We start from the raw sequence: 22388 nt of genomic DNA on the forward strand, positions 1-22388 counted from the left end.
TCAATCCTTGTGGGAAAACACACATAAGACGTAAGGGTAACCCACCGGAGGACATTCAGGCACGCGGCGATTTTGTCGCAGGGTCGTAAAATCAGCGTTTCGCAGGCTGGCCATGAGCTGATGGCTAGATAACCCGTGAAAACCGCTGGCGATTTTGTTGTTCCAGGTGCGCGTCGAACACCATGCACACCGAACGCACCAGCAATCGTCCGGCAGGCAGTACGGTAATCCGTTCGTTATCCAGTTCGATCAGTCCGTCGTCGGCCATTCCCTGCAACTGTGGCCAGAGTTCGCCGAAGTAACCCTGAAAGTCGATGTTGAAGGCTTGTTCGATCTGGGCGAATTCCAGGTTGAAATGGCAGATCAGTTGCTGGATGACCGCACGTCGCAGGTGGTCATCGGTGTTGCACAGCAGACCACGACTGGTGGCCAGCTGTGCGCTGGCCAACGCATTCTGGTACTGATTCAGGTCGCTGCTGTTCTGGCAGTACAAATCGCCGATCTGGCTGATGGCCGATACCCCCAGGCCGATCAAATCGCAATGACCGTGGGTGGTATAGCCCTGGAAGTTACGTTGCAGGGTCGATTCTTCCTGAGCAATCGCCAATTCATCATCGGGCAGGGCGAAATGGTCCATGCCGATGTAGCGGTAACCGGCGGCCGTCAGTTGTTCGATGGTGCGCTGGAGCATTTCCAGCTTCTGTGCCGGTGCCGGTAGATCCTGGTCGTTGATCCGCCGTTGCGGCATGAAGCGCTCCGGCAGATGGGCGTAGTTGAACACCGAGAGTCGGTCCGGTTGCAGGCTGATGACTTCGTCGATGGTGCGGGCGAAGTTCTCGGGCGTCTGCTTCGGCAGGCCGTAGATCAGATCGATGTTGATCGAGCGAAATTGCAGGGTTCGGGCGGCGTCGATCACCGCTCGGGTTTCTTCCAGGCTTTGCAGACGATTGACCGCCCGTTGCACCGCCGGGTCGAGGTCTTGCAGGCCGATGCTGACCCGGTTGAAGCCCAGTTCCCGGAGCAGACCCATGGTCGACCAGTCGGCCTCGCGAGGGTCGATCTCGATGCCGTAGTCGCCGGAATCGTCGTCCAGCAAATTGAAATGCTTGCGCAGTTGAGCCATCAACTGGCGCAGTTCGTCGTGGCTGAGAAAGGTCGGCGTGCCGCCGCCGAAATGCAGTTGCTCGACTTTCTGCGAGGGGTCGAGGTGGCAGGCAATCAACTGGATTTCCTGTTCCAGGCGCTGCAAATAGGGCAGGGCGCGGCCGCGGTCCTTGGTGATGACTTTGTTGCAGGCGCAGTAGTAGCAAATGTTCGCGCAGAACGGCACGTGCACATACAGCGACAGCGGCCGCAGGGCCTTGCGGCTGTCGCGAAGGGCATGAAACAGGTCGAAGGTGCCGACCTGGCTGTCGAATTGCACGGCGGTCGGGTACGAGGTGTAGCGCGGTCCCGCCAGGTCATAACGGCGGATCAGATCTGTGTCCCAACGAATGGCGTCGAGCATGCGGGCATTCCCCCGGATAGGCTGGCAGTGTGGGCGAGTCTAGGGGGAAGTGCGGTGGGGCATCTTGATTTGCATCAAGGGTCATTCGGTCGGGAGTTGTGTTGCAGGTAGGCCGCCTTCGCGAGCAAGCCCGCCCACATTGGATTTGTGTACGCCGCAACCCCCCTGTGGGAGCGGGCTTGCTCGCGCACCGCCGATCTAATGCCCCATGAGCCAATGCTGATGCGGCCCCGGCAAGGTCCAGATGCCGAACACTATCACCAGCAAACCGCCGGTCATACGCACGCTGCGTTTGCGCAACAGCGCCGTGACGCGCTCGGCCGCCAGCCCTGTGGCGAGCAGCACCGGCCAGGTGCCCAGCCCGAATGCCAGCATCAGCAACGCACTGTCCAGGGCATTGCCCTGGCTCGCCGACCACAGCAATGTGCTGTAAACCAGCCCACACGGCAGCCAGCCCCACAGTGCGCCCAGCAGCAGGGCACGGGGCAGGTTCGACACCGGCAACAGTTTGTTGGCCACCGGCTGGATATGCCGCCACAGGCCGCGACCGAGGCTTTCGATGCGGGTCAGGCCGCTCCACCAGCCGGCCAGGTACAGGCCCATGGCGATCAACAGCAATCCGGCGAGGATGCGCATGAACATTGCCGCCGGACTATTGGCCACGGCCCAGCCGGCCAGGCCGATCAGCAGGCCGGCAGCGGCGTAGCTGAGAATTCGCCCCAGGTTGTAAGCCAGCAACAATCGAAAGCGTCGGCTGCGTTGTTCCTTGGGGATCGCCAGGGTCAGCGCGCCCATCAATCCGCCGCACATGCCCAGGCAATGCCCGCCACCGAGCAGGCCGAGGATCAGCGCAGACACCAGCAGTGGCGCCAACTCAAGCATGGGGCGGCGCCTTGTCGTCCGGTTTGGCCGGCTGGCCGCTGGCCTCGTCGACCGCTGCCTTGTGGTTCGGGTCCTGATCGTCGAACAGGATGCTGTGGGCCGGGCCGTCGAGGTCGTCGTACTGACCGCTGTCGACCGCCCAGAAGAAGATATAGATAGCGATGGCCACGATCAGCAGCGCGGCCGGGATCATCACGTAGAGAGCTGGCATCTGGACTCCATGCCCGCGCGGCTCAGGCCGGCAGCGGGCGGGTTTCTGGCGTGGTGCGAGCAGCCGGCGCGCTCGGCAGGCGAGTCAGGCGCAGGGCATTCAGCACCACGGTCAACGAACTGATCGACATGCCGACCGCGGCCCATACCGGAGTGATCCAGCCGAGGGCAGCGAACGGCAGCATGAGGCCATTGTACAGCGCTGCCCACAGCAAGTTCTCGATGATGACCCGACGGGTGCGCCGGGCCAGACTGAAGGCTTGCACCAGCGCATCGAGGCGGTTCGACAGCAACACCGCGTCGGCACTGGTTTTCGCCAGATCGGTGGCCGAACCCATCGCCACGCTGATGTCGGCGGCGGCCAGCACCGGCACATCGTTGACCCCGTCACCGAGCATCAACACCTTGCGGCCTTCCCTGTGCAGCTGTTGCAGGACCTGCAATTTATCGTCCGGACGCAAACCGCCACGGGCCTCGTCGATGCCCAATTCGGCAGCGACGCTGGCAACCATCGGTGAGCTGTCGCCGGACAGCAGCAACGTGCGCCAGCCGCGAGCTTTGCATGCTGCAAGCAGGGCGGGCGCGTCGGCGCGCAAACGGTCGTCGAGCACGAACCACGTCAGCGGCCCTTGGCTGTCGCCGAGCAGCAGCCATTGGCCGGGCTCATCGGGCATTATCGGCACTTGAGCGCCGCTGAGTTCGCAGACAAACCCCGGTTGGCCAATGCGCAGGCGTTGTGCGCCGACCAACCCCTCAAGACCCAGGCCCGGTGTACTGTGAACTTCCTCGGCGGCCAGCGGCGCGCGACCAAAAGCCCGGGCAATCGGGTGTTCGGAGCGGTTTTCCAATGCGGCGGCGAGGCTCAGGCATTGATCGCTGGTCAGGGTCCCAAGCGGCCGGATCGAACGCAAGGCCAGGCGACCTTCGGTGAGGGTGCCGGTCTTGTCGAAAATCACCGTGTCGATCTGGTTCAGGCCTTCCAGCACATGGCCGCGCGTCAACAAAAGACCGAGCTTATGCAGCGTGCCGGTGGCGGCGGTGAGGGCGGTTGGCGTGGCCAGCGACAAGGCACACGGGCATGTGGCAACCAGCATCGCCAGGACAATCCAGAACGCTCGCGAAGAATCCAGCTCCCACCAGAGCAGGCCGATGGCGGCCACTGCGATAAGCGTCAGCAGTAAAAACCACTGCGCGGCGCGGTCGGCGATTTCCGCCAGTCGCGGCTTTTCGGCCTGGGCGCGATCCAGCAGGCGGACGATGGCTGACAGGCGTGTGTCCTGGCCCAACGCCAGGATTTCCACGGTCAGCGCGCCTTCGACGTTCAAGGTGCCGGCGGTGACGGCGTCGCCCGGGGTTCGTGGTTGGGGCAGGTATTCGCCGGTAAGCACGGATTCATCGATGCTCGACTGGCCGTCGAGGATCTTGCCGTCGGCCGGCAGGATCGCGCCGGGGTGCACCAGCACCTGATCGCCCACGCGCAGTTCGCTGAGCAGGATCCGCTCGCTCTGGCCGTCAGCACTCAGCCGCAGGCAGGAGGCGGGCAGCAGATTGACCAGCTGTGCGGTCGCGGCGGCGGTGCGTTCCCGGGCACGACGTTCCAGATAACGCCCGGCCAGCAGGAACAGTGCAAACATTCCCACCGCATCGAAATACAGCTCGCCGACCCCGGTGATCGAGGTCCAGATCCCGGCGAGATAGGCACTGCCAATCGCCAGCGACACCGAGACGTCCATGGTCAGGTGACGGGTGCGCAGATCGCGCATCGCGCCCTTGAAGAACGGCGCGCAGCTGTAAAACACGATCGGGGTGGTCAGAAACAGCGCGACCCAGCGCAGGATGGTGTGCAGCTCGGGGCTGAGGTCGATGTTGAATTCCGGCCAGGTGGCCATCGTTGCCATCATCGCCTGGAACCACAGCAGCCCGGCGACCCCGAGTTGACGCAGGGCCAGGCGGTTTTCGCTGGCCAGTTGTTCACTGGCGCGGTCGGCCTGATAAGGGTGGGCGGCGTAACCGATGTGGCGCAATTCGCTGAGCACTTGGCTCAAGGGCAATTGCGCGTCGGCCCAGCGCACATGCAGGCGATGGTTGGACAGGTTCAGGCGTGCTTCGGCCACCGCCGGCAAGGCGCGCAGGTGTTTCTCGATCAACCAGCCGCAGGCGGCGCAACTGATGCCTTCCATCAGCAGGGTGGTTTCGGCGAGTTCGCCTTCGTGGCGGACAAAGGGTTGCTGCACATCGGCGCGATCATACAGCGCCAACTCGTCCACCAGTTGCACTGGCAAGGCTTCGGGGTTGGCCGAGGCTTCGCTGCGATGCTGGTAATAACTTTCCAGCCCACCGGCCACGATGGCTTCTGCAACCGCCTGGCAACCCGGGCAGCAGAACTCGCGGGTATCCCCGAGGACGGCGGCGGTAAAGCGGCTACCGGCCGGGACGGGCAGGGCGCAGTGGTAGCAGGGGGTTGGAGTGGTCATGAGGCGTAGTCCGATGATCGTTCCCACGCTCTGCGTGGGAATGCCTCCCCGGACGCTCCGCGTCCGCTTCGGCTGGGACGCGGAGCGTCCCTGGCTGCGTTCCCACGCAGAGCGTGGGAACGATCAGGGTAAGGCTTACTTCTTCAGGTCTTCCGCGCCCTGCAGGGGCTCATCACCGAGCAACAGATCCTTGGCATGGCTGACCTGTTCTTCTTCGAACATGCGCCAGATTTTGTCATCCTGAACACCCAGCAACTCAACGAAACGGCGACCTTCAATCTTGTCGCTCAACTGGCCGATATAGCGGCCCTGTTCAGTTTCGCTGCGGGCCAGGGTGATCTTGCGATCCTTCTCCGGCTGGGTCGGCGAAATCAGGTTCAGTTCAAGGGTTTTCGGCTGGCTGTTGCCGCTCAGGCGCAGGTCAACTTCGCCGGTCACGTCATCCAGGTGCACGCTGGCACGCAGTTGCAGGGTCTGGGCCAGCAGTTCGCGATCCAGAGAACGGTTGATGCCCTTGCCGGCCTCGTAATAGTTGTCGTTGACCAGGTTGTCCGGGTTGTTCACCGCGATGGTCACCATCGACAGGGTCAAGGTCACCGAGCAGGCCAGGATGGCGATGATGATCCACGGCCAAAGGTGCTTGTACCAGGGACTTGCGGCAGTTGCTGCGGGCATGATCACTTCTCTCAACGAATTTGTGGGCCGATGAATCGGCTCTTGGCTTCAACGTGGACGTTGGCGTCATCGGCATCCTTGAGGATGAATGTCACCTCGTTGGTGCTCGACGGCAGTTGTTCCGGTGCGCTGGACAGTTCGACCGGCTGACTGAAAATCTCCCCGGCGGCGACCTTGATCTCGCGCTTGCCTTGTAGCTTGAGGTCCGGCAGGCCAGTGGCTTCCAGCACATACGTGTGGTCGTGCTGGTCCTTGTTCATGATCTTCAGGCTGTAGACGTTTTCGATCCGGCCTTCGGCGTTCTCGCGGTACAACACGCGGTCTTTACTGACATCGAAGCCGACCAGCGAGCGCATGAAGAATGCAGTCACCAGCAACGCGATCATCGCCAATAGCACCGTGGCATAGCCGATCAGGCGTGGACGCAGTTTATGGGTTTTTTGCCCCGACAGGTTGTGCTCGGTGGTGTAGCTGATCAGGCCGCGTGGGTAATCCATCTTGTCCATGATGCTGTCGCAGGCGTCGATGCACGCCGCGCAGCCGATGCATTCGACTTGCAGGCCGTCGCGGATGTCGATACCGGTGGGGCAGACCTGGACGCACATGGTGCAGTCGATGCAATCACCCAGGCCCTGAGCCTTGTAGTCGATGCCTTTCTTGCGCGGGCCACGGCTTTCGCCACGGCGCGGGTCGTAGGAAACGATCAGCGTGTCCTTGTCGAACATCACGCTCTGGAAGCGTGCGTACGGGCACATGTAAATGCACACCTGCTCACGCAACCAGCCAGCGTTGCCGTAAGTGGCGAGGGTGAAGAAACCGACCCAGAAATACGACCAGCCATCGGCTTGGCCGGTGAAGAAATCGAGCACCAGTTCGCGAATCGGTGAGAAGTAGCCGACGAAAGTCATGCCGGTCACGAAACCAATCAGCAGCCACATTGTGTGCTTGCTGAATTTACGCACGAACTTGGTGGCGCTCATCGGCGCCTTGTCGAGCTTGATGCGCTGGTTGCGGTCACCTTCGGTGACTTTTTCGCACCACATGAAGATCCAGGTCCAGACGCTCTGCGGGCAGGTGTAGCCGCACCAGACCCGACCGGCATACACGGTGATGAAGAAACAGGCCGAAGGCGCTGATGATCAGAATGCCTGAGAGCAGGATGAAATCCTGAGGCCAGAAGGTCGCGCCAAAAATGAAGAACTTACGCTCCGGCAGGTTCCACCAGACAGCCTGATGACCGCCCCAGTTCAGCCACACCGTGCCGAAATACAGCAGAAACAGCCCGGCACCGCCAATCATCCGCAGATTGCGGAACAGGCCGGTGAAGGCGCGGGTGTAGATTTTTTCTCGAGAGGCGTAGAGGTCGACGCTGTTGTTCGCGTTCTTGGCAGGCGGAGTAACGTCGTGTACCGGAATCTGATTGCTCATCATTGCATCCCACGGCAGTGGAAAAATGCCCCGGTCAGTACGTGCCGACCGCGGTCAAAAAGAGGTGTTGCAGTGGCGCAATGATACGCCTGTAGCTCTAGCTCAAGGGTGCGACCTTTGGTCGCGTTGGGGGGAATCAATTGATGGTGTAATGACTTGAATCAATTGACTTGTGAAGTATGGACGTTTTTGCAGGAGCGGCGAACTCATTCGTCCCATGGATTGATCAGTGCGACACCGCTGGATTGAAAATCGCTGATGTTTCGGGTGACTACCGTAAGGCCATGAATCAGTGCAGTCGCTGCGATCAGGGCGTCGCTTTCATTGGCAACATGCAAGCTGGCACAACGCAGTGCTACGGCGGCATCGACCGGCAAGATTCTGGCATCGAAAGCCGGCATGACATGGCGCTTCAGCCAGGTGCGCAATACCTTCCCCTGAGCGGGATCACGACGCTCCATTCGAAGCACCCCGCCTCCAGTTCCTTCAAAGTAACGGCCGAAATAAACAGGCGTGGCGCGATGATATTTTTTGCCTGGCAGTGATGCATCTGGCTATCTCCGATAGCGCACTAATGAGATCGCAGGAAACATGAACTATTGATATTGAAGCGATAGACATTTGTGTTAATTTTTAAGTTGTCATAACTTGCTCGGACAGGGCGGCGTGTCTTGTATCTAACTTCAATAGAGATGGATTTCTATGTTTCTTGATAAAAAAGTCAATGCGCTGTTGGGCGTTTTGTTATGTGTTGCTACGTTTGGTGTACATGCGACAGACAATTATTTGCCCCGGTATTTAGTGTTTGCCTCGGATCCTCAGTACCCGTGGACTGAAAGTTCCGACCATGGGTGGGATGAAACAACCTCGGACAAAGAGCAGCGTTCAAAGTGGTTGATTGAGACCCAATACTCCGATGTCGCCAGCTTCAGGCGTAATCACTCTGTTGACCCGGCGCACATTCCGGTCATGGTTAACGGCGACATGACCGCTTTCGGTCACGGCTACCAGCGCGACATGACCCGCTCGATACTGGAAAAGCAACTGGGGGGTATTTATGACTATGGGCTGGGGAATCATGACTATGAAAACAACGTCGATGATTGTTTTCTGAATAACTGTGCGGCCGGCAGTATTGTTGATTTCAAGGATCGTTACTTGGGTAAGTTGACGACGCTGGATGTGCGGATGTCGGATGAAGGTGCTGTTAAAAAAGGTGTTTTTGGTAGTCTTGCTTATTCCAGGGACTTTGGCGATGTACACATTGTTCAATTGCATAATGAGCCCACCTATACCACTGCGTTTACCGCCTGGAATTGGGGAGTGCCCACGGGTTACCAGGTTTCCGAGTCTCTGGATTGGCTGGAGGAAGATTTAAAGCGCGCACGTGAGAGTGCAAAGATCATTCTTCTGAATATGCACAAGCCGGATAGCTGGAAAGGCAGTGCCGAACAGATTGCCCGGTTCAAGGCGATCATCGAGCGATACAAGGTGACGGCGGTGTTTGCCGGGCATTTGCATACCGAGCCCGGGAGCTATTACGGATGGAGCAAACGGGATTACTTCGGGGATGTGCCGGTATTCTTGAGCGGTGGGGCGTCGAACCAGTCCTACCTGATCGCCGATGTGTCCACGGATCGCAAAACGTTGAAGGTGTTTCAGGTCAACCAGAATAACTGGCCAAGCCGCAAAGAGATCCAGACGGTTGAGGTTCGATAATCTGCGATTATCCAGTTGAAACGAAAACGGCCCCGTCATCTGACGGGGCCGTTTTTTGTTACATCAAGCGTTTGCCTTACTGGGCGTCCGCCACGGGCGCTTTCTCACCGTGAGACAGGCTGTAGACGTAAGCGGCCAGCAGGTGAACCTTGTCGTTGCCTTGCAGCTGTTCTTGCGCAGGCATCTGGCCCTGACGACCGTAACGGATGGTCTGCTGCAGTTGAGCGAAGCTCGAACCGTAGATGAACCCGGCCGGGTGGGTCAGGTCAGGGGCGCCCATCGCTGGCGTACCTTTGCCTGCCGGACCGTGGCACGCCACGCAGTTGGCAGCGAAGAGCTTTTGACCGGCAACCGGGTCAGCCTTGGCGCCTTCTGGTAGCTTGCGGCCATCCAGGTTGGTCAGCACGAACGCGGCAACGTCCGCAACGCCTTGCTCGCCGATCACTTCAGCCCAAGCCGGCATCACGGCGTGACGACCGCCCATGATGGTGGTCTTGATGGTTGCCGCTTCACCGCCCCAGCGCCAGTCGGCGTCGGTCAGGTTAGGGAAGCCATAGGCGCCTTTGGCGTCGGAACCGTGGCAGACCGAGCAGTTGGAGGCGAACAGGCGGCCACCCATCTTCAGGGCTTGCGGGTCTTTGGCGACTTCTTCGATCGGCATGGAAGCGAACTTGGCGAAGATCGGGCCGAACTTGGCGTCCGACCTGAGCATTTCCTTCTCCCATTCGTGAACGCCGGTCCAGCCGGTCTGGCCGTTGGCGAATGCGGTCTGCTTCTCGTTGTCGAGGTAGTTGTAACCCGGCAACAGGCCTTTCCAGTTACCCAGGCCCGGGTACAGCACCAAGTAGCCGAGGGCGAAGATGATGGTGCCCACGAACAGCATGAACCACCATTTCGGCAGCGGGTTGTCATACTCCTCGATCCCGTCGAAGGAGTGGCCGACCGTTTCATCGGTGGATTCGCTGCGCTGGCCCTTGCGGGTGGACAGCAGCAGCCAGGTCAGGGCGAAGATGGTGCCGAGACTGAGGACTGTGACGTACAGACTCCAGAACGTAGTCATTCTTTGTTACTCCTAGAAGCTTGCTCGACGTGCTTGATGGCTTCGGGATCATCCGCGAAAGGCAGCAAGGTCGCGTCTTCAAACTCCGACTTGCGCTTGGGGCTGAACACCCATAGCGCCAGACCGATGAAGGCCACCATCACAACAACGGTGCCCAGGCCACGAATCATCCCGATATCCATCTAAATCACCGTTTGCTTTTGATGATGGTGCCCAGGCCTTGCAGATAGGCCACCAGCGCGTCCATTTCGGTTTTGCCCTTCACAGCATCCTTGGCGCCGGCGATGTCTTCGTCGGTGTAAGGGACGCCGAGCGTGCGCAAGACTTCCATTTTCTTGGCGGTGTCTTTGCCGTCGAGCTTGTTTTCCACGAGGAACGGGTAAGCCGGCATTTTCGACTCAGGCACTACGTTGCGCGGGTTGTACAAGTGCGCACGCTGCCAGTCATCGGAGTAACGACCGCCGACACGGGCCAGGTCCGGACCGGTGCGCTTGGAACCCCACAGAAACGGGTGGTCCCAAACACTTTCGCCGGCGACCGAGTAGTGGCCGTAACGTTCGGTTTCAGCACGGAACGGGCGGATCATCTGCGAGTGGCAGCCGACACAACCGTTGGCGATGTACACGTCGCGGCCTTCCAGTTCAAGGGCGGTGCGCGGCTTCATGCCCTCGACCGGCTTGTTGGTAACGTCCTGGAAAAACAGCGGAACGATTTGGGTCAGGCCGCCGACGCTGACGGCGATAACCATGAAGAAGGCCAGCAGGCCAATATTCTTCTCGACTGCTTCATGCTTCATCAGTGAGCTCCAACTACAGCAATCTGTTCAGCAGCTTTGGCTTCAGCCGGGTTCGAGGCACGTACGGTACGCCATACGTTGTAGGCCATGAACAGCATGCCGCTGGCGAAGAACGCACCGCCCAGGGCGCGAACGATGAAACCAGGGTGGCTGGCTTGCAGCGCTTCGACGAACGAGTAGGTGAGGGTGCCGTCGTCGTTGATTGCACGCCACATCAGGCCCTGGGTGATGCCGTTGACCCACATCGATGCGATGTACAGCACGGTACCGATGGTCGCGAGCCAGAAGTGCGTGTTGATCAGGCCGGTGCTGTGCATCTGTGCACGGCCGAACAGTTTCGGGATCATGTGGTAGATCGCGCCAATCGAAATCATCGCTACCCAGCCAAGAGCGCCGGCGTGTACGTGGCCGATGGTCCAGTCGGTGTAGTGCGAGAGCGAGTTGACGGTCTTGATGGCCATCATCGGGCCTTCGAAGGTCGACATGCCGTAGAACGCCAGCGATACCACGAGGAAGCGCAGGATCGGGTCGGTGCGCAGCTTATGCCAGGCGCCCGACAGGGTCATCATGCCGTTGATCATGCCGCCCCAGCTTGGTGCCAGCAGGATGATCGACATCGCCATGCCCAGGGACTGAGCCCAGTCCGGCAGTGCGGTGTAGTGCAGGTGGTGCGGACCGGCCCAGATGTACAGGGTGATCAGCGCCCAGAAGTGCACGATCGACAGACGATAAGAGTAGATCGGACGCTCGGCCTGCTTCGGAACGAAGTAGTACATCATCCCCAGGAAGCCGGTGGTCAGGAAGAAGCCCACGGCGTTGTGGCCGTACCACCAATGGATCATCGCATCAGTCGCCCCCGAATAAGCCGAGTAGGACTTGAAGAAACTGACTGGCAGGGACGCGTGGTTGACGATGTGCAGCATCGCGGTCACGACGATGAAGGCACCGTAGAACCAGTTACCGACATAGATGTGCTTGGTCTTGCGCTTGACGATGGTGCCGAAGAACACCAGACCGTAGGTGACCCAGACGATGGCCAGCAGAATAGCCAGGGGCCATTCCAGTTCCGCGTATTCCTTGGTGGTGGTGAAACCCATCGGCAAGGTAACGATCGCGCCGACGATCACCGCTTGCCAACCCCAGAAGGTGAAGGCCGCGAGGCTGTCGGAAATCAGTCGCGTTTGGCAGGTTCGCTGCACGACGTAATAGGAAGTGGCAAACAGAGCACAACCACCGAAGGCGAAAATCACCAGGTTGGTGTGCAGCGGGCGCAGGCGTCCAAAGCTCGTCCATGCCAGACCGAAGTTCAACTCCGGCCAGACCAGTTGCGAGGCGATGAAGACACCGAGCCCCATGCCAAGGATCCCCCAGACCACCGTCATGATGGCGAACTGGCGGACTACCTTATAGTTATAAGCAGTCGGACTGATTGCTGTGCTCATTCTAAGGTTCCACGGTTTGGGTGTTTTATTAGGAGTAAAAATCGGCCGCAAGTATGTAGAAAGCGGGGGGTCATTGCAACGCGCCATGACGTGGGTCAATGCTTTCAAAAGCTGATTCTGCGGCCTTTCCATGCGCTGCGTAAGGACAAAATTGCCCTCGGACAAAATGTCGCAACGAATGAAAGAGGCGAGGGGTTCAGGTCAGTTGTAACGGGGTATGTTCAAACACGACGATCGGGTAACAGAGGGCAATGGGGACGATAGCCGGTGTCTACCAGCCTTTGCGGCCTGTCATCGAGCAAATTCGTCGAACACATCGGGTTGAATCGACCTGGAACCGGCGCTGGTCAGCACACATCGCAGGAAAGCTTAGACCTGAATCCGGTGAACCGAAAGGAAGACCATGGGAGGGTGCGACAATGCGTCGCAAAGGGGCAGGGAACTGCCGCATCCGGGTGAATGCGGCAGCAGAGCGGACGAGATTTATTCGCTTTTGCCTTCAGCCTGTAAACGCTCGGTGCTCAGACTTTGAGACAGGCTGTACACGTAAGCGGCCAGCAATTGCACCTTGTCGTTGCCGAGCAGTTCATTCTGCGCCGGCATATGGCCCTGGCGGCCATGACGAATCGTTTGTTCAAGCTGCGCCAGGCTTGTACCGTAGATAAATCCGGCCGGTTGCGTCAGATTCGGCGCTCCCATGGCTTCAGTGCCCTTGCCGTTTGCCCCATGACAGGCTACGCAGGTGGTGCTGAATGCTTGCTGTCCAGCGTGCAGATCGGCTGTGCTGCCTTCCGGCAAGGGCAGGCCGGCCAGTTCATGACGCACATAAGCGGCGACGTTCTTCACGCCGGCGTCGCCGAGGATTTCTCCCCAAGCCGGCATCGCGGCCATGCGACCGCCCATGATTGTCGTTTTGATCATTTCGGCATCACCGCCCCAGCGCCAGTTGCTGTCGGCCAGGTTAGGGAAGCCGAACGCGCCCTTGGCATCCGAGCCGTGGCACACCGAGCAATTGGATGCAAACAGGCGACCGCCCATTTTCAGCGCTTGCGGGTCCTTGGCCACTTCTTCCACTGGCATGGCAGCAAATTTGGCGAAGATCGGCCCGAACTTCGCGTCAGCCTTGTTCATTTCCTTTTCCCATTCGTGGACACCGGTCCAGCCGTTCTCATAACCGGGCAATATGCCTTTCCAGTTGCCAAGGCCCGGGTAAAGCACCAGATAGCCGACGGCAAATACCAAGGTTGCGGCGAACAGCATGAACCACCACTGCGGTAGCGGGTTGTCGTACTCCTCGATGCCGTCGAAGCTGTGGCCCATGGTCTGGTCGGTGCTGCCCTTGGTTTCCCCTCGGCGCGTACCGATCAGCAACCAGGTCAGGCCGATCAGGCTGCCGATGGTCAGTACGCAGATCCACGTACTCCAGAAGGTGGTCATGACCGGGTACTCCTTGTGGCAGATTCTTGTGGGGTGCTGTTTTCCGATTGCGGCTCGTCGGCGAACGGCAGCAGGCGCGCTTCGGCAAATTCCGCATTTCGCTTGCCGTTGAATACCCACAGCGTCAGGCCGACGAAGGCCACGAACACCACGACCGTGCCCAGGCCGCGGATCATTCCACTGCTCATTTCGCTTACTATTTCAAAGGGTATGGACATGGCTCACCTCTTGCTCTTGATCGCAGTGCCGAGCACTTGCAGGTAGGCGACCAGCGCGTCCATTTCGGTTTTGCCCTGTAGCGAGGCGACCGAGCCTGCGATGTCTTCGTCGGTGTACGGCACGCCGAGGGTGCGCATGGCGCGGATCTTGGTTTCGGTGTGGCTGCTATCGACCTTGTTGTCGACCAGCCACGGGTAGGCCGGCATCTTCGATTCCGGCACCACGTTGCGCGGGTTGTACAAGTGCGCGCGGTGCCAGTCTTCGGAGTAGCGACCGCCGACGCGCGCCAGATCCGGTCCGGTGCGCTTGGAGCCCCACAGGAACGGATGATCCCAGACACTTTCCCCGGCCACCGAGTAGTGGCCATAGCGCTCGGTCTCGGCGCGGAACGGGCGGATCATTTGCGAGTGGCAACCGACGCAGCCTTCACGGATGTAAATGTCGCGACCTTCCAGTTGCAGCGCGGTGTAGGGCTTCATGCCTTCCACCGGTTTATTGGTCACGTCCTGAAAGAACAGCGGGACGATCTGGGTCAGACCGCCAATGCTCACGGCGAACACCATCAGCAGCATCAGCAGGCCGACGTTTTTCTCGATTGTTTCGTGTTTCATGGCGGACTCCTCAGGCTATCTGCGCGGCAGTGGCGGCTTCGGCAGGCTGCGAGGCCCGCACTGTGCGCCAGGTGTTGTAAGCCATCAGGAACATGCCACTGAGGAAGATCGCACCGCCCACCAGTCGCACGACGAAGCCAGGATGACTGGCCACCAGGGTTTCAACGAAGGAATAGGTCAGCGTGCCGTCCTCATTGACCGCGCGCCACATCAGGCCCTGGGCGATGCCGTTGACCCACATGGACGCGATGTACAGCACGGTGCCGATGGTCGCGAGCCAGAAGTGCGCGTTGATCAGGCCGATGCTGTGCATCTGTTCGCGGCCGAAGACTTTCGGGATCATGTGGTACAGCGCGCCGATGGAAATCATCGCCACCCAGCCGAGCGCGCCGGCGTGTACGTGGCCGATGGTCCAGTCGGTGTAGTGGGAGAGGGCGTTGACCGTCTTGATCGCCATCATCGGACCTTCGAAGGTCGACATGCCGTAGAACGCCAGCGACACCACCAGGAAGCGCAGGATCGGGTCGCTGCGCAACTTATGCCAGGCGCCCGAGAGCGTCATCATGCCGTTGATCATCCCGCCCCAGCTTGGCGCCAGCAGGATCAGTGACATCACCATGCCCAGCGACTGCGCCCAGTCCGGCAGCGCGGTGTAGTGCAAGTGGTGAGGGCCGGCCCAGATGTACAGGGTGATCAGCGCCCAGAAGTGCACGATGGACAAGCGATAGGAATACACCGGACGCTCGGCCTGTTTCGGCACGAAGTAGTACATCATCCCGAGGAAACCGGCGGTGAGGAAAAAGCCTACGGCGTTGTGTCCATACCACCACTGCACCATGGCATCGGTCGCACCGGCGTACACCGAGTAGGACTTGGTGAAACTCACCGGCAGCTCAAGGTTGTTAACGATGTGCAGGATCGCCACGGTGATGATGAATCCACCGAAGAACCAGTTACCGACATAGATGTGTTTGGTCTTGCGCTGCATGATCGTGCCGAAGAACACGACGGCATAGGCCACCCAGACGATGGTGATCAGAATGTCGATCGGCCATTCCAGTTCGGCGTATTCCTTGGAACTGGTGTAGCCCAGTGGCAGGCTGATGGCCGCCAGCAGGATTACCAGTTGCCAGCCCCAGAAGCAGAACGCAGCGATTTTCGGCGCAAACAGGCGGGTCTGGCAGGTGCGTTGTACCGAGTAGAACGAACTGGCGAACAGGGCGCAGCCGCCGAAGGCGAAAATGACCGCGTTGGTGTGCAGCGGGCGCAACCGGCCGAAACTGGTCCACGGCAGATTGAAGTTGAGTTCGGGCCAGACCAACTGGGCGGCGAGAAAAACCCCGAGCCCCATGCCGACGATGCCCCACACCACCGTCATAATGGCGAATTGGCGGACCACCTTGTAGTTGTAGGCGGTACTGATAGAAGTGTTCATGGTTCCCCATCCACGGTTCAGCCGAAGTGAGGGCCCGTCTTTGCGAGTAAGCCGCAAGGCAGACGCTCCCTTCGCCTGGAGTTATAGGCAGACTAAAAGCGAGGCAAGCATGGACAAACAGCACAAGGCCAGTATTGACGGGGATCAATGGGCGCAGTGTGTGCGGGATCATGGATGGTTGTGGAATGCCGCCTCAGCGCCGGCCTCGGCAACGCTGATTCTCGCCCACGGTGCCGGTGCGCCGATGGACAGTGACTGGATGAGCGACATGGCTGCGCGCCTTGCGGCGCTTGGGGTCAACGTGCTGCGTTTCGAGTTCCCCTACATGGCGCAGCGGCGTATCGATGGCGGTAAACGTCCCCCGAACCCGGCGCCCAAATTGCAAGAATGCTGGCGTGAGGTGTATGCCGTGGTGCGACGCCATGTCGCTGGGCGCCTGGCCATTGGCGGCAAGTCCATGGGTGGGCGGATGGCGAGTTTGTTGGCTGATGAGTTGGGCGCGGATGCGCTGGTGTGTCTGGGGTATCCGTTTTATGCGGTGGGCAAACCGGAGAAGCCGCGGGTCGAGCATTTGGCCGGGTTGAAGACGCGGACGTTGATCGTGCAGGGTGAGCGGGATGCGCTGGGTAATCGGGCGGCCGTCGAGGCTTACGCGTTGGCGCCGAGTATCGAGGTGTTCTGGCTGGAAGCGGCGGACCATGATTTGAAACCGCTGAAGGCTTCGGGGTATACCCATGAGCAGCATTTGGCGGCTGCGGCGGGGAAGGTTGCGGCATTTCTTCAGTAAGATTTGCAGTGCCAGTTCGGGCCTCTTCGCGGGCAAGCCCGCTCCCACAGGGTTTCGTGTCGATCCCAAAATCCAGCCACACCACAGTTCACTGTGCGGGCTTGCCCGCGATGGCGGCCTCACAGGCAACAAAATTTCAAAGGGATAATAAAAAAACCGGACGCTTTCGCCGTCCGGTTTTTTTGCCTTCAAGCGCTATCAGCGGTTAAACCGCTCCACCAACGAATACTGGGTATTCGCCGTCTTGGTCAGTTCTTCGCTCAACAGCGCCGAGTGCTGTGCCTGTTCCGAGGTCTGGTCCGCCAGTTCCGAAATATTGCTGATGTTGCGGCTGATTTCTTCGGCCACCGCACTTTGCTCTTCGGTCGCGGCGGCGATCTGGGTGGTCATGTCGGTGATGTTGGCCACCGCTTCGCTGATGCCCACCAGCGCCTGATCCGCTTCCAAGACCCGCGCCACCCCTTCTTCGGCCTGGCGATGCCCGGCTTCCATGGTTTGTACCGCGGTGCTGGCGGTTTGCTGCAGCTTGGCGATCAGGGCGTGAATCTGCCCGGTGGATTCGCTGGTACGTTGTGCCAGTTGACGCACTTCGTCGGCCACCACCGCAAAACCACGGCCCATCTCGCCGGCACGCGCCGCTTCAATCGCAGCGTTCAAAGCCAACAGGTTGGTCTGGTCGGCGATGCCTTTGATCACATCGACCACGCCGCCGATTTCATCGCTGTCCTTGGCCAGTTGCGTGACCGTGAGGCCAGTTTCACCGACCACCACCGACAGGCGTTGAATGGCTTCGCGGGTTTCCCCGGCGATGTCGCGACCGCGACCGGTCAGGCGATTGGCTTCCTGAGTGGCGTCGGCGGTGCGCTGCACGTGGCTGGCGACTTCCTGGGTGGTGGCGGCCATCTGATTCACAGCGGTCGCCACTTGCTCGGTTTCGACGCGTTGACGTTCCAGGCCGGTGGAGCTGTTATGCGCCAGGGTGTCGGACTGTTTCGCTTGTTCGGTCAGGTGTTCGGCGGTGTCCTGCAAACGGGTCAAGCAGGTTTTCAGGCGTGCTTCCTGACTGAGGATCGACATCTCCAGGCGTGCCTGGGCGCCACGGCTGTCGGTGTACATCTGCGCGATCAGCGGGTCGGACGTGGTCTGTTCGGCCAGGCGCAGCAAACGCTTGATACCGCGCTGTTGCCAGCCCAAGCCCATCAAGCCCAATGGCACCGAAAGGCCGGCGGCGAGGGCGAAGCCCCACTGGGACGTCAGGGTGGCGCCGATCATGAAGCTCAACTGGCTGACCAGAATGAACGGCAGCCAGTCCTGAAGCACCGGCAGCCATTTGTCTGTAGAGGGAACCGCAGACTTGCCCTGGTTGATGCGTTGGTAGAGCGCTTCGGCGCGGCGGATCTGTTCGGCGGTGGGTTTGACCCGCACCGACTCGTAACCGATCACCTGATTGCCGTCGAACACCGGTGTGACATAGGCGTTAACCCAGTAGTGGTCACCGGTCTTGCAGCGATTCTTGACAATGCCCATCCATGGCAAGCCTTGTTTCAGTGTGCCCCACATGTGCGCGAACACCGCAGCCGGGACGTCGGGATGACGGACCAGGTTATGCGGTGCACGGATCAGTTCCTCACGAGAAAACCCGCTGATTTCGACGAAAGCGTCGTTGCAGTAAGTAATCACGCCCTTGGCATCGGTGGTGGAAATCAACCGTTGCTGAGCCGGGAAGGTCCGTTCGCGTTGTGTAATGGGCTGGTTGTTACGCATGACTTTTTCAATCCGCAAGGCTTTGAGAGGTTGTCGGCAATGTCAGGCATTTATTGAAATGTTTTTTTCATTAATCAGTGACGCGTCGCAAAACGACCGTTGCGTCAGCCGGCGAGCATCGGATAAGTGAACAGCCCGAAATGCAGCAGATTCAAACCAAAGTGGGTGGCGATAGCTGCTCCCAACCCGCCAAAACGATAGGCCAGGCCATAACCGACCCCCGCGAGGCCCGCCAGCAATACCCATTGCCAGCCAGCGCCCAGATGAACGAGGCCGAACAGCATTGATGCGAGTAACAAAGCAAGATTTTCGCCATAAGGCAGGTGTTTGAACTGCCGGCTCAACCCGCCCTGGATATAGCCGCGAAACAACGCTTCTTCCACCAGCGTCACCAGCAGTAGATTGTTCAGTACCCACAACCAGGCCTGATCCGGCCACTTCGGTGCCCAACTGATCACGCCCAGCAACAGCGCGCCACCCAAGGCCAGTACGGTGCTTACGCTCAGGGCGAGGGCGGTGGCATAAATGGACAGTCGCAACGAGCGCCGGCCGACAATCCATGGACAAACCAGCAACAGCCAGAAACCGATCAGCGGTTTGTCCTGATTCAGGTACATGGCAAACGGCACGGCATCGTCGGTGAAACGCTGGGGTTGAATGGCCCGACCGTTGTAGAAACCGGGAAGCCAGTGCATTGCCAGTGCCACCGCCAGGAAGATGAACAAGCCGTGGCCGAGGTAGCGGCCGATGGCAACGTGTTGCTGGCGAACGGCGAAACCGGCGAAAAATAGCAATGCGAAAGAGATAGCGGCCAGCCAGCCAAGTTGGCCGTAGATCAAAGCCAAGCCGTAGCCGATGGAGAGAAGTGCCAGATAAGTCCATGGCAGAGCAAGCATGTGAAGTCCTTGTGTCGGTAATTTCTACAGTGTGACACGGTCCCTTGTGGGAGCGGGCTTGCCCGCGATGACGGCGGCAGATCCGACATTGATGTAACAGCTATACCGCTATCGCGGGCAAGCCCGCTCCCACAGTGGATCGGTGTCGCGCAGGGTATTTTTGTTCGGTGCAGGACACAAACAAAAACACCGCCCGAAGGCGGTGTCGTTGTCAGCAGGCTGTTACGAGGCAATCAATTGCCGCAACACATAATGCAAAATCCCTCCAGCCTTGAAGTACTCCACTTCATTGAGGGTATCGATCCGGCACAACACCTCGACCTTTTCCTTGCTGCCGTCTTCACGGGTGATGACCAGTGTCAGGTTCATGCGCGGGGTCAGTTCGACGCCTGTGAGGCCAAGGATGTCCAGGGTTTCCTTGCCGGTGAGGTTCAGGCTCTTGCGGTTCTGATCCAGTTTGAACTGCAACGGCAGCACGCCCATGCCCACTAGATTGGAGCGGTGAATTCGCTCGAAGCTTTCCGCGATGACTGCTTTCACGCCCAGCAGGTTGGTGCCCTTGGCAGCCCAGTCGCGGCTCGAACCGGTGCCGTATTCTTGCCCGGCGACCACCACCAACGGTGTGCCCGACGCCTGGTAACGCATGGCCGCGTCGTAGATCGGCAACTTCTCCCCGGTTGGAATGTAAATCGTGTTGCCGCCTTCTTCGCCGCCAAGCATTTCATTGCGAATGCGGATGTTGGCGAAGGTGCCGCGCATCATCACTTCGTGGTTACCACGACGGGAACCGTAGGAATTGAAGTCCCGTGGCTCCACCCCTTGCTCGCGCAGGTAATGGCCGGCGGGGCTGTCGACCTTGATGTTGCCGGCGGGGGAGATGTGGTCGGTGGTTACCGAGTCGCCGAGCAACGCGAGGACTTTCGCCCCTTCGACATTCTTGACCACCGGCGCAGGGCCACCGATGTCATCGAAGAAGGGTGGATGCTGGATATAGGTCGAATCGTTGCTCCAGACATAAGTCGCCGCTTGCGGCACTTCGATGGCTTGCCACTGCTCGTCGCCGGCGAACACTTCGGCGTACTCCTTGTGGAACATCGCAGTGTTCACTTGAGTCACCGCGTCGGCGATTTCCTTGGTGCTCGGCCAGATGTCTCGCAGATAAACCGGGTGGCCGTCCTTGTCGTGACCCAAGGGCTCGCTGCTGATGTCGATGCGCACCGTGCCGGCCAGTGCATAGGCGACGACCAGAGGCGGGGAGGCCAGCCAGTTGGTTTTCACCAGCGGATGTACGCGGCCTTCGAAGTTGCGGTTGCCCGAAAGCACCGAGGCGACGGTCAGGTCGGCTTTCTGGATGGCTTTTTCGATTGGCTCCGGCAACGGCCCGGAGTTGCCGATGCAGGTGGTGCAGCCATACCCGACCAGCGCGAAACCGAGTTCATCAAGGTAGCGAGTCAGGCCGGCTGCCTTATAGTAGTCGGTCACTACTTTCGAGCCGGGGGCCAGCGAACTCTTGACCCACGGTTTGCGCTTGAGGCCTTTCTCTATGGCTTTCTTCGCCAGCAGTCCGGCCGCCATCATCACGCTGGGGTTCGAGGTGTTGGTGCAGGACGTGATCGCGGCAATCACCACCGCACCGTTTTTCAGCCGATGAGTGCGACCTTCATGGTCGTAGTCCGTTTCACCGATCAGATCGGCGTTGCCCACCGCGACGCCACCGCCGCCTTCACTTTCGAGGCGACCTTCTTCCTTGCTGGTCGGTTTGACTTGCAGGCCGAGAAAGTCAGTGAACGCTTGTGCAACATTCGGCAACGAGACGCGGTCCTGTGGGCGTTTCGGCCCGGCGAGGCTGGCCTCGACGCTGCCCATGTCCAGGTCCAGGCTGTCGGTGAACACCGGCTCCTTGCCGGGCAGGCGCCACAGGCCCTGGATCTTGCTGTAGGCCTCCACCAGTTTCACGGTTTGTGCGGTGCGGCCGGACAGGCGCAAGTATTCCAGTGTCACCTCGTCCACCGGGAAGAAGCCGCAGGTGGCACCGTATTCCGGAGCCATGTTAGCGATGGTCGCGCGGTCGGCCAGCGGCAAGTCGGCGAGGCCGTCGCCGTAGAACTCGACGAATTTGCCGACCACCCCTTTCTTGCGCAGCATCTGGGTTACCGTCAGCACCAGGTCGGTGGCAGTGATGCCTTCCCTGAGCTTGCCGGTGAGTTTGAAGCCGATCACTTCCGGAATCAGCATCGACACCGGTTGGCCGAGCATCGCTGCTTCCGCTTCGATCCCACCGACGCCCCAGCCGAGTACACCGAGGCCATTGATCATGGTGGTATGGGAATCGGTGCCGACCAGTGTGTCGGGGAAGGCATAGGTGCGGCCGTCCTCGTCCTTGGTCCAGACCGTGCGACCCAGGTATTCAAGGTTGACCTGGTGGCAGATGCCGGTGCCCGGTGGCACCACGCTGAAGTTGTCGAAGGCGCTCTGGCCCCAGCGCAAGAAGGCGTAACGCTCGTGGTTGCGCTGCATTTCGATGTCGACGTTCTGTTCGAAGGCGCTTGAGCTGGCGAACTTGTCGACCATCACCGAGTGGTCGATCACCAGATCCACCGGCGAAAGTGGATTGATGCGCTGCGGGTCGCCACCGGCCTTGGCCATGGCGGCGCGCATGGCGGCCAGGTCGACCACGGCCGGGACGCCGGTAAAGTCCTGCATCAATACCCGTGCTGGGCGGTACTGGATTTCGCGATCGGAGCGACGCTCCTTGAGCCACGCGGCAATCGCCTTGAGGTCGGCGCCGGTGACGGTTTTTTCGTCCTCCCAGCGCAGCAGGTTTTCCAGCAGCACTTTCAACGACATTGGCAGCTTGTCTAGATCACCCAGGCTCTTGGCGGCTTCGGGCAGGCTGAAATAATGGTAGGTCTTGTCGTCGACTTGTAAGGTTTTAAGGGTTTTCAGGCTATCGAGGGACGGCATTGAAATGACTCCTTTAAGTCCACACGGCTACGGACGGAGGGAAGGGCAGAGGTTTAAACCTAGTCCTGTTTGGTGCTTAAGG

Annotated in this window: 18 protein-coding genes and 2 pseudogenes; 2 read left to right on the forward strand and 18 right to left on the reverse strand. The window is 59.8% G+C overall.

Features of this window, described 5'->3' with window-relative positions:
* Nucleotides 1-124 precede the first annotated feature (124 nt).
* The 7 genes and pseudogenes from hemN to PSH65_RS10485 form a co-directional block, all read right to left on the reverse strand.
* Entirely contained in the window at nucleotides 125-1507 is a 1383-nt protein-coding gene (gene hemN, locus PSH65_RS10455; RefSeq protein ID WP_305426149.1) for an oxygen-independent coproporphyrinogen III oxidase, read from the reverse strand.
* 198 nt (nucleotides 1508-1705) lie between these two features.
* Nucleotides 1706-2389: a sulfite exporter TauE/SafE family protein gene (locus tag PSH65_RS10460; protein WP_305426150.1), complete on the reverse strand. Its 684-nt coding sequence runs from the start codon at nucleotides 2387-2389 to the stop codon at nucleotides 1706-1708.
* Complete coding sequence (ccoS, locus tag PSH65_RS10465; RefSeq protein ID WP_102616084.1) at nucleotides 2382-2600, reverse strand: cbb3-type cytochrome oxidase assembly protein CcoS; 219 nt, start codon at nucleotides 2598-2600, stop codon at nucleotides 2382-2384. The genes PSH65_RS10460 and ccoS overlap by 8 nt, the downstream gene beginning before the upstream one ends.
* 22 nt (nucleotides 2601-2622) lie before the next feature.
* A complete protein-coding gene (locus PSH65_RS10470) occupies nucleotides 2623-5073 on the reverse strand; it encodes a heavy metal translocating P-type ATPase (protein WP_305426151.1) in 2451 nt (816 codons plus the stop codon).
* Nucleotides 5074-5208: 135 nt separating this feature from the next.
* Nucleotides 5209-5748 carry a FixH family protein gene (locus PSH65_RS10475; protein ID WP_123360013.1) on the reverse strand — a complete coding sequence of 180 codons (540 nt, stop codon included), beginning with the start codon at nucleotides 5746-5748 and terminating at the stop codon, nucleotides 5209-5211.
* Nucleotides 5749-5759: 11 nt separating this feature from the next.
* Nucleotides 5760-7176 (reverse strand): annotated as a pseudogene (ccoG, locus tag PSH65_RS10480) (cytochrome c oxidase accessory protein CcoG).
* A 206-nt stretch (nucleotides 7177-7382) separates the two neighbouring features.
* A pseudogene (locus PSH65_RS10485) lies at nucleotides 7383-7711 on the reverse strand (type II toxin-antitoxin system VapC family toxin); the annotation flags it as partial.
* Nucleotides 7712-7878: 167 nt separating this feature from the next.
* On the opposite strand from PSH65_RS10485, the gene PSH65_RS10490 reads away from it, so the two are divergent.
* Nucleotides 7879-8895 carry a metallophosphoesterase gene (locus tag PSH65_RS10490; RefSeq protein ID WP_305426152.1) on the forward strand — a complete coding sequence of 339 codons (1017 nt, stop codon included), beginning with the start codon at nucleotides 7879-7881 and terminating at the stop codon, nucleotides 8893-8895.
* Nucleotides 8896-8971: 76 nt separating this feature from the next.
* On the opposite strand, the gene ccoP (PSH65_RS10495) is transcribed toward PSH65_RS10490, so the two are convergent.
* From ccoP (PSH65_RS10495) to ccoN (PSH65_RS10530), 8 genes are all read right to left on the reverse strand, one after another.
* Entirely contained in the window at nucleotides 8972-9955 is a 984-nt protein-coding gene (gene ccoP, locus PSH65_RS10495; protein ID WP_305426153.1) for a cytochrome-c oxidase, cbb3-type subunit III, read from the reverse strand.
* The gene (locus PSH65_RS10500; RefSeq protein ID WP_003175465.1) at nucleotides 9952-10137 is read right to left on the reverse strand and encodes a CcoQ/FixQ family Cbb3-type cytochrome c oxidase assembly chaperone; all 186 of its coding nucleotides are present in this window, start codon (nucleotides 10135-10137) and stop codon (nucleotides 9952-9954) included. Before PSH65_RS10500 ends, ccoP (PSH65_RS10495) begins: the two co-directional genes overlap by 4 nt.
* A gap of 5 nt (nucleotides 10138-10142) precedes the next feature.
* On the reverse strand, nucleotides 10143-10751 hold the full coding sequence (gene ccoO, locus PSH65_RS10505; RefSeq protein ID WP_007905434.1) for a cytochrome-c oxidase, cbb3-type subunit II: 609 nt from the start codon (nucleotides 10749-10751) through the stop codon (nucleotides 10143-10145).
* Nucleotides 10751-12193, reverse strand: coding sequence for a cytochrome-c oxidase, cbb3-type subunit I (ccoN, locus tag PSH65_RS10510; protein WP_305426154.1), 1443 nt, complete (start codon nucleotides 12191-12193; stop codon nucleotides 10751-10753). Before ccoN (PSH65_RS10510) ends, ccoO (PSH65_RS10505) begins: the two co-directional genes overlap by 1 nt.
* A 483-nt stretch (nucleotides 12194-12676) precedes the next feature.
* Nucleotides 12677-13630, reverse strand: a complete 954-nt coding sequence (gene ccoP, locus PSH65_RS10515; RefSeq protein WP_305426155.1) for a cytochrome-c oxidase, cbb3-type subunit III — start codon at nucleotides 13628-13630, stop codon at nucleotides 12677-12679.
* On the reverse strand, nucleotides 13627-13830 hold the full coding sequence (locus tag PSH65_RS10520) for a CcoQ/FixQ family Cbb3-type cytochrome c oxidase assembly chaperone (RefSeq protein WP_305426967.1): 204 nt from the start codon (nucleotides 13828-13830) through the stop codon (nucleotides 13627-13629). The genes ccoP (PSH65_RS10515) and PSH65_RS10520 overlap by 4 nt, the downstream gene beginning before the upstream one ends.
* Nucleotides 13831-13851: 21 nt before the next feature.
* Nucleotides 13852-14460, reverse strand: a complete 609-nt coding sequence (gene ccoO, locus PSH65_RS10525; protein ID WP_305426156.1) for a cytochrome-c oxidase, cbb3-type subunit II — start codon at nucleotides 14458-14460, stop codon at nucleotides 13852-13854.
* A gap of 10 nt (nucleotides 14461-14470) precedes the next feature.
* Nucleotides 14471-15895: a cytochrome-c oxidase, cbb3-type subunit I gene (gene ccoN / locus PSH65_RS10530; RefSeq protein WP_305426157.1), complete on the reverse strand. Its 1425-nt coding sequence runs from the start codon at nucleotides 15893-15895 to the stop codon at nucleotides 14471-14473.
* A gap of 109 nt (nucleotides 15896-16004) precedes the next feature.
* Between ccoN (PSH65_RS10530) and PSH65_RS10535 the strand changes: the two genes are divergently transcribed.
* Nucleotides 16005-16682 (forward strand): alpha/beta family hydrolase, encoded by a 678-nt coding sequence (locus tag PSH65_RS10535; RefSeq protein WP_305426158.1) that lies wholly within the window; start codon nucleotides 16005-16007, stop codon nucleotides 16680-16682.
* A gap of 198 nt (nucleotides 16683-16880) precedes the next feature.
* Here the strand turns inward: PSH65_RS10535 and PSH65_RS10540 are convergent, their stop codons facing one another.
* The 3 genes from PSH65_RS10540 to acnA all read right to left on the reverse strand — a co-directional run bounded on the left by PSH65_RS10540 (nucleotide 16881) and on the right by acnA (nucleotide 22306).
* Nucleotides 16881-18446: a PAS domain-containing methyl-accepting chemotaxis protein gene (locus PSH65_RS10540; RefSeq protein WP_305426159.1), complete on the reverse strand. Its 1566-nt coding sequence runs from the start codon at nucleotides 18444-18446 to the stop codon at nucleotides 16881-16883.
* A 104-nt stretch (nucleotides 18447-18550) separates the two neighbouring features.
* Complete coding sequence (locus PSH65_RS10545; protein WP_305426160.1) at nucleotides 18551-19342, reverse strand: CPBP family intramembrane glutamic endopeptidase; 792 nt, start codon at nucleotides 19340-19342, stop codon at nucleotides 18551-18553.
* 222 nt (nucleotides 19343-19564) lie between these two features.
* On the reverse strand, nucleotides 19565-22306 hold the full coding sequence (gene acnA / locus PSH65_RS10550; RefSeq protein ID WP_305426161.1) for an aconitate hydratase AcnA: 2742 nt from the start codon (nucleotides 22304-22306) through the stop codon (nucleotides 19565-19567).
* Nucleotides 22307-22388: the final 82 nt, after the last annotated feature.

Source organism: Pseudomonas sp. FP603, from assembly GCF_030687415.1.
GTDB classification, from domain to species: Bacteria; Pseudomonadota; Gammaproteobacteria; order Pseudomonadales; family Pseudomonadaceae; genus Aquipseudomonas; species Aquipseudomonas wuhanensis.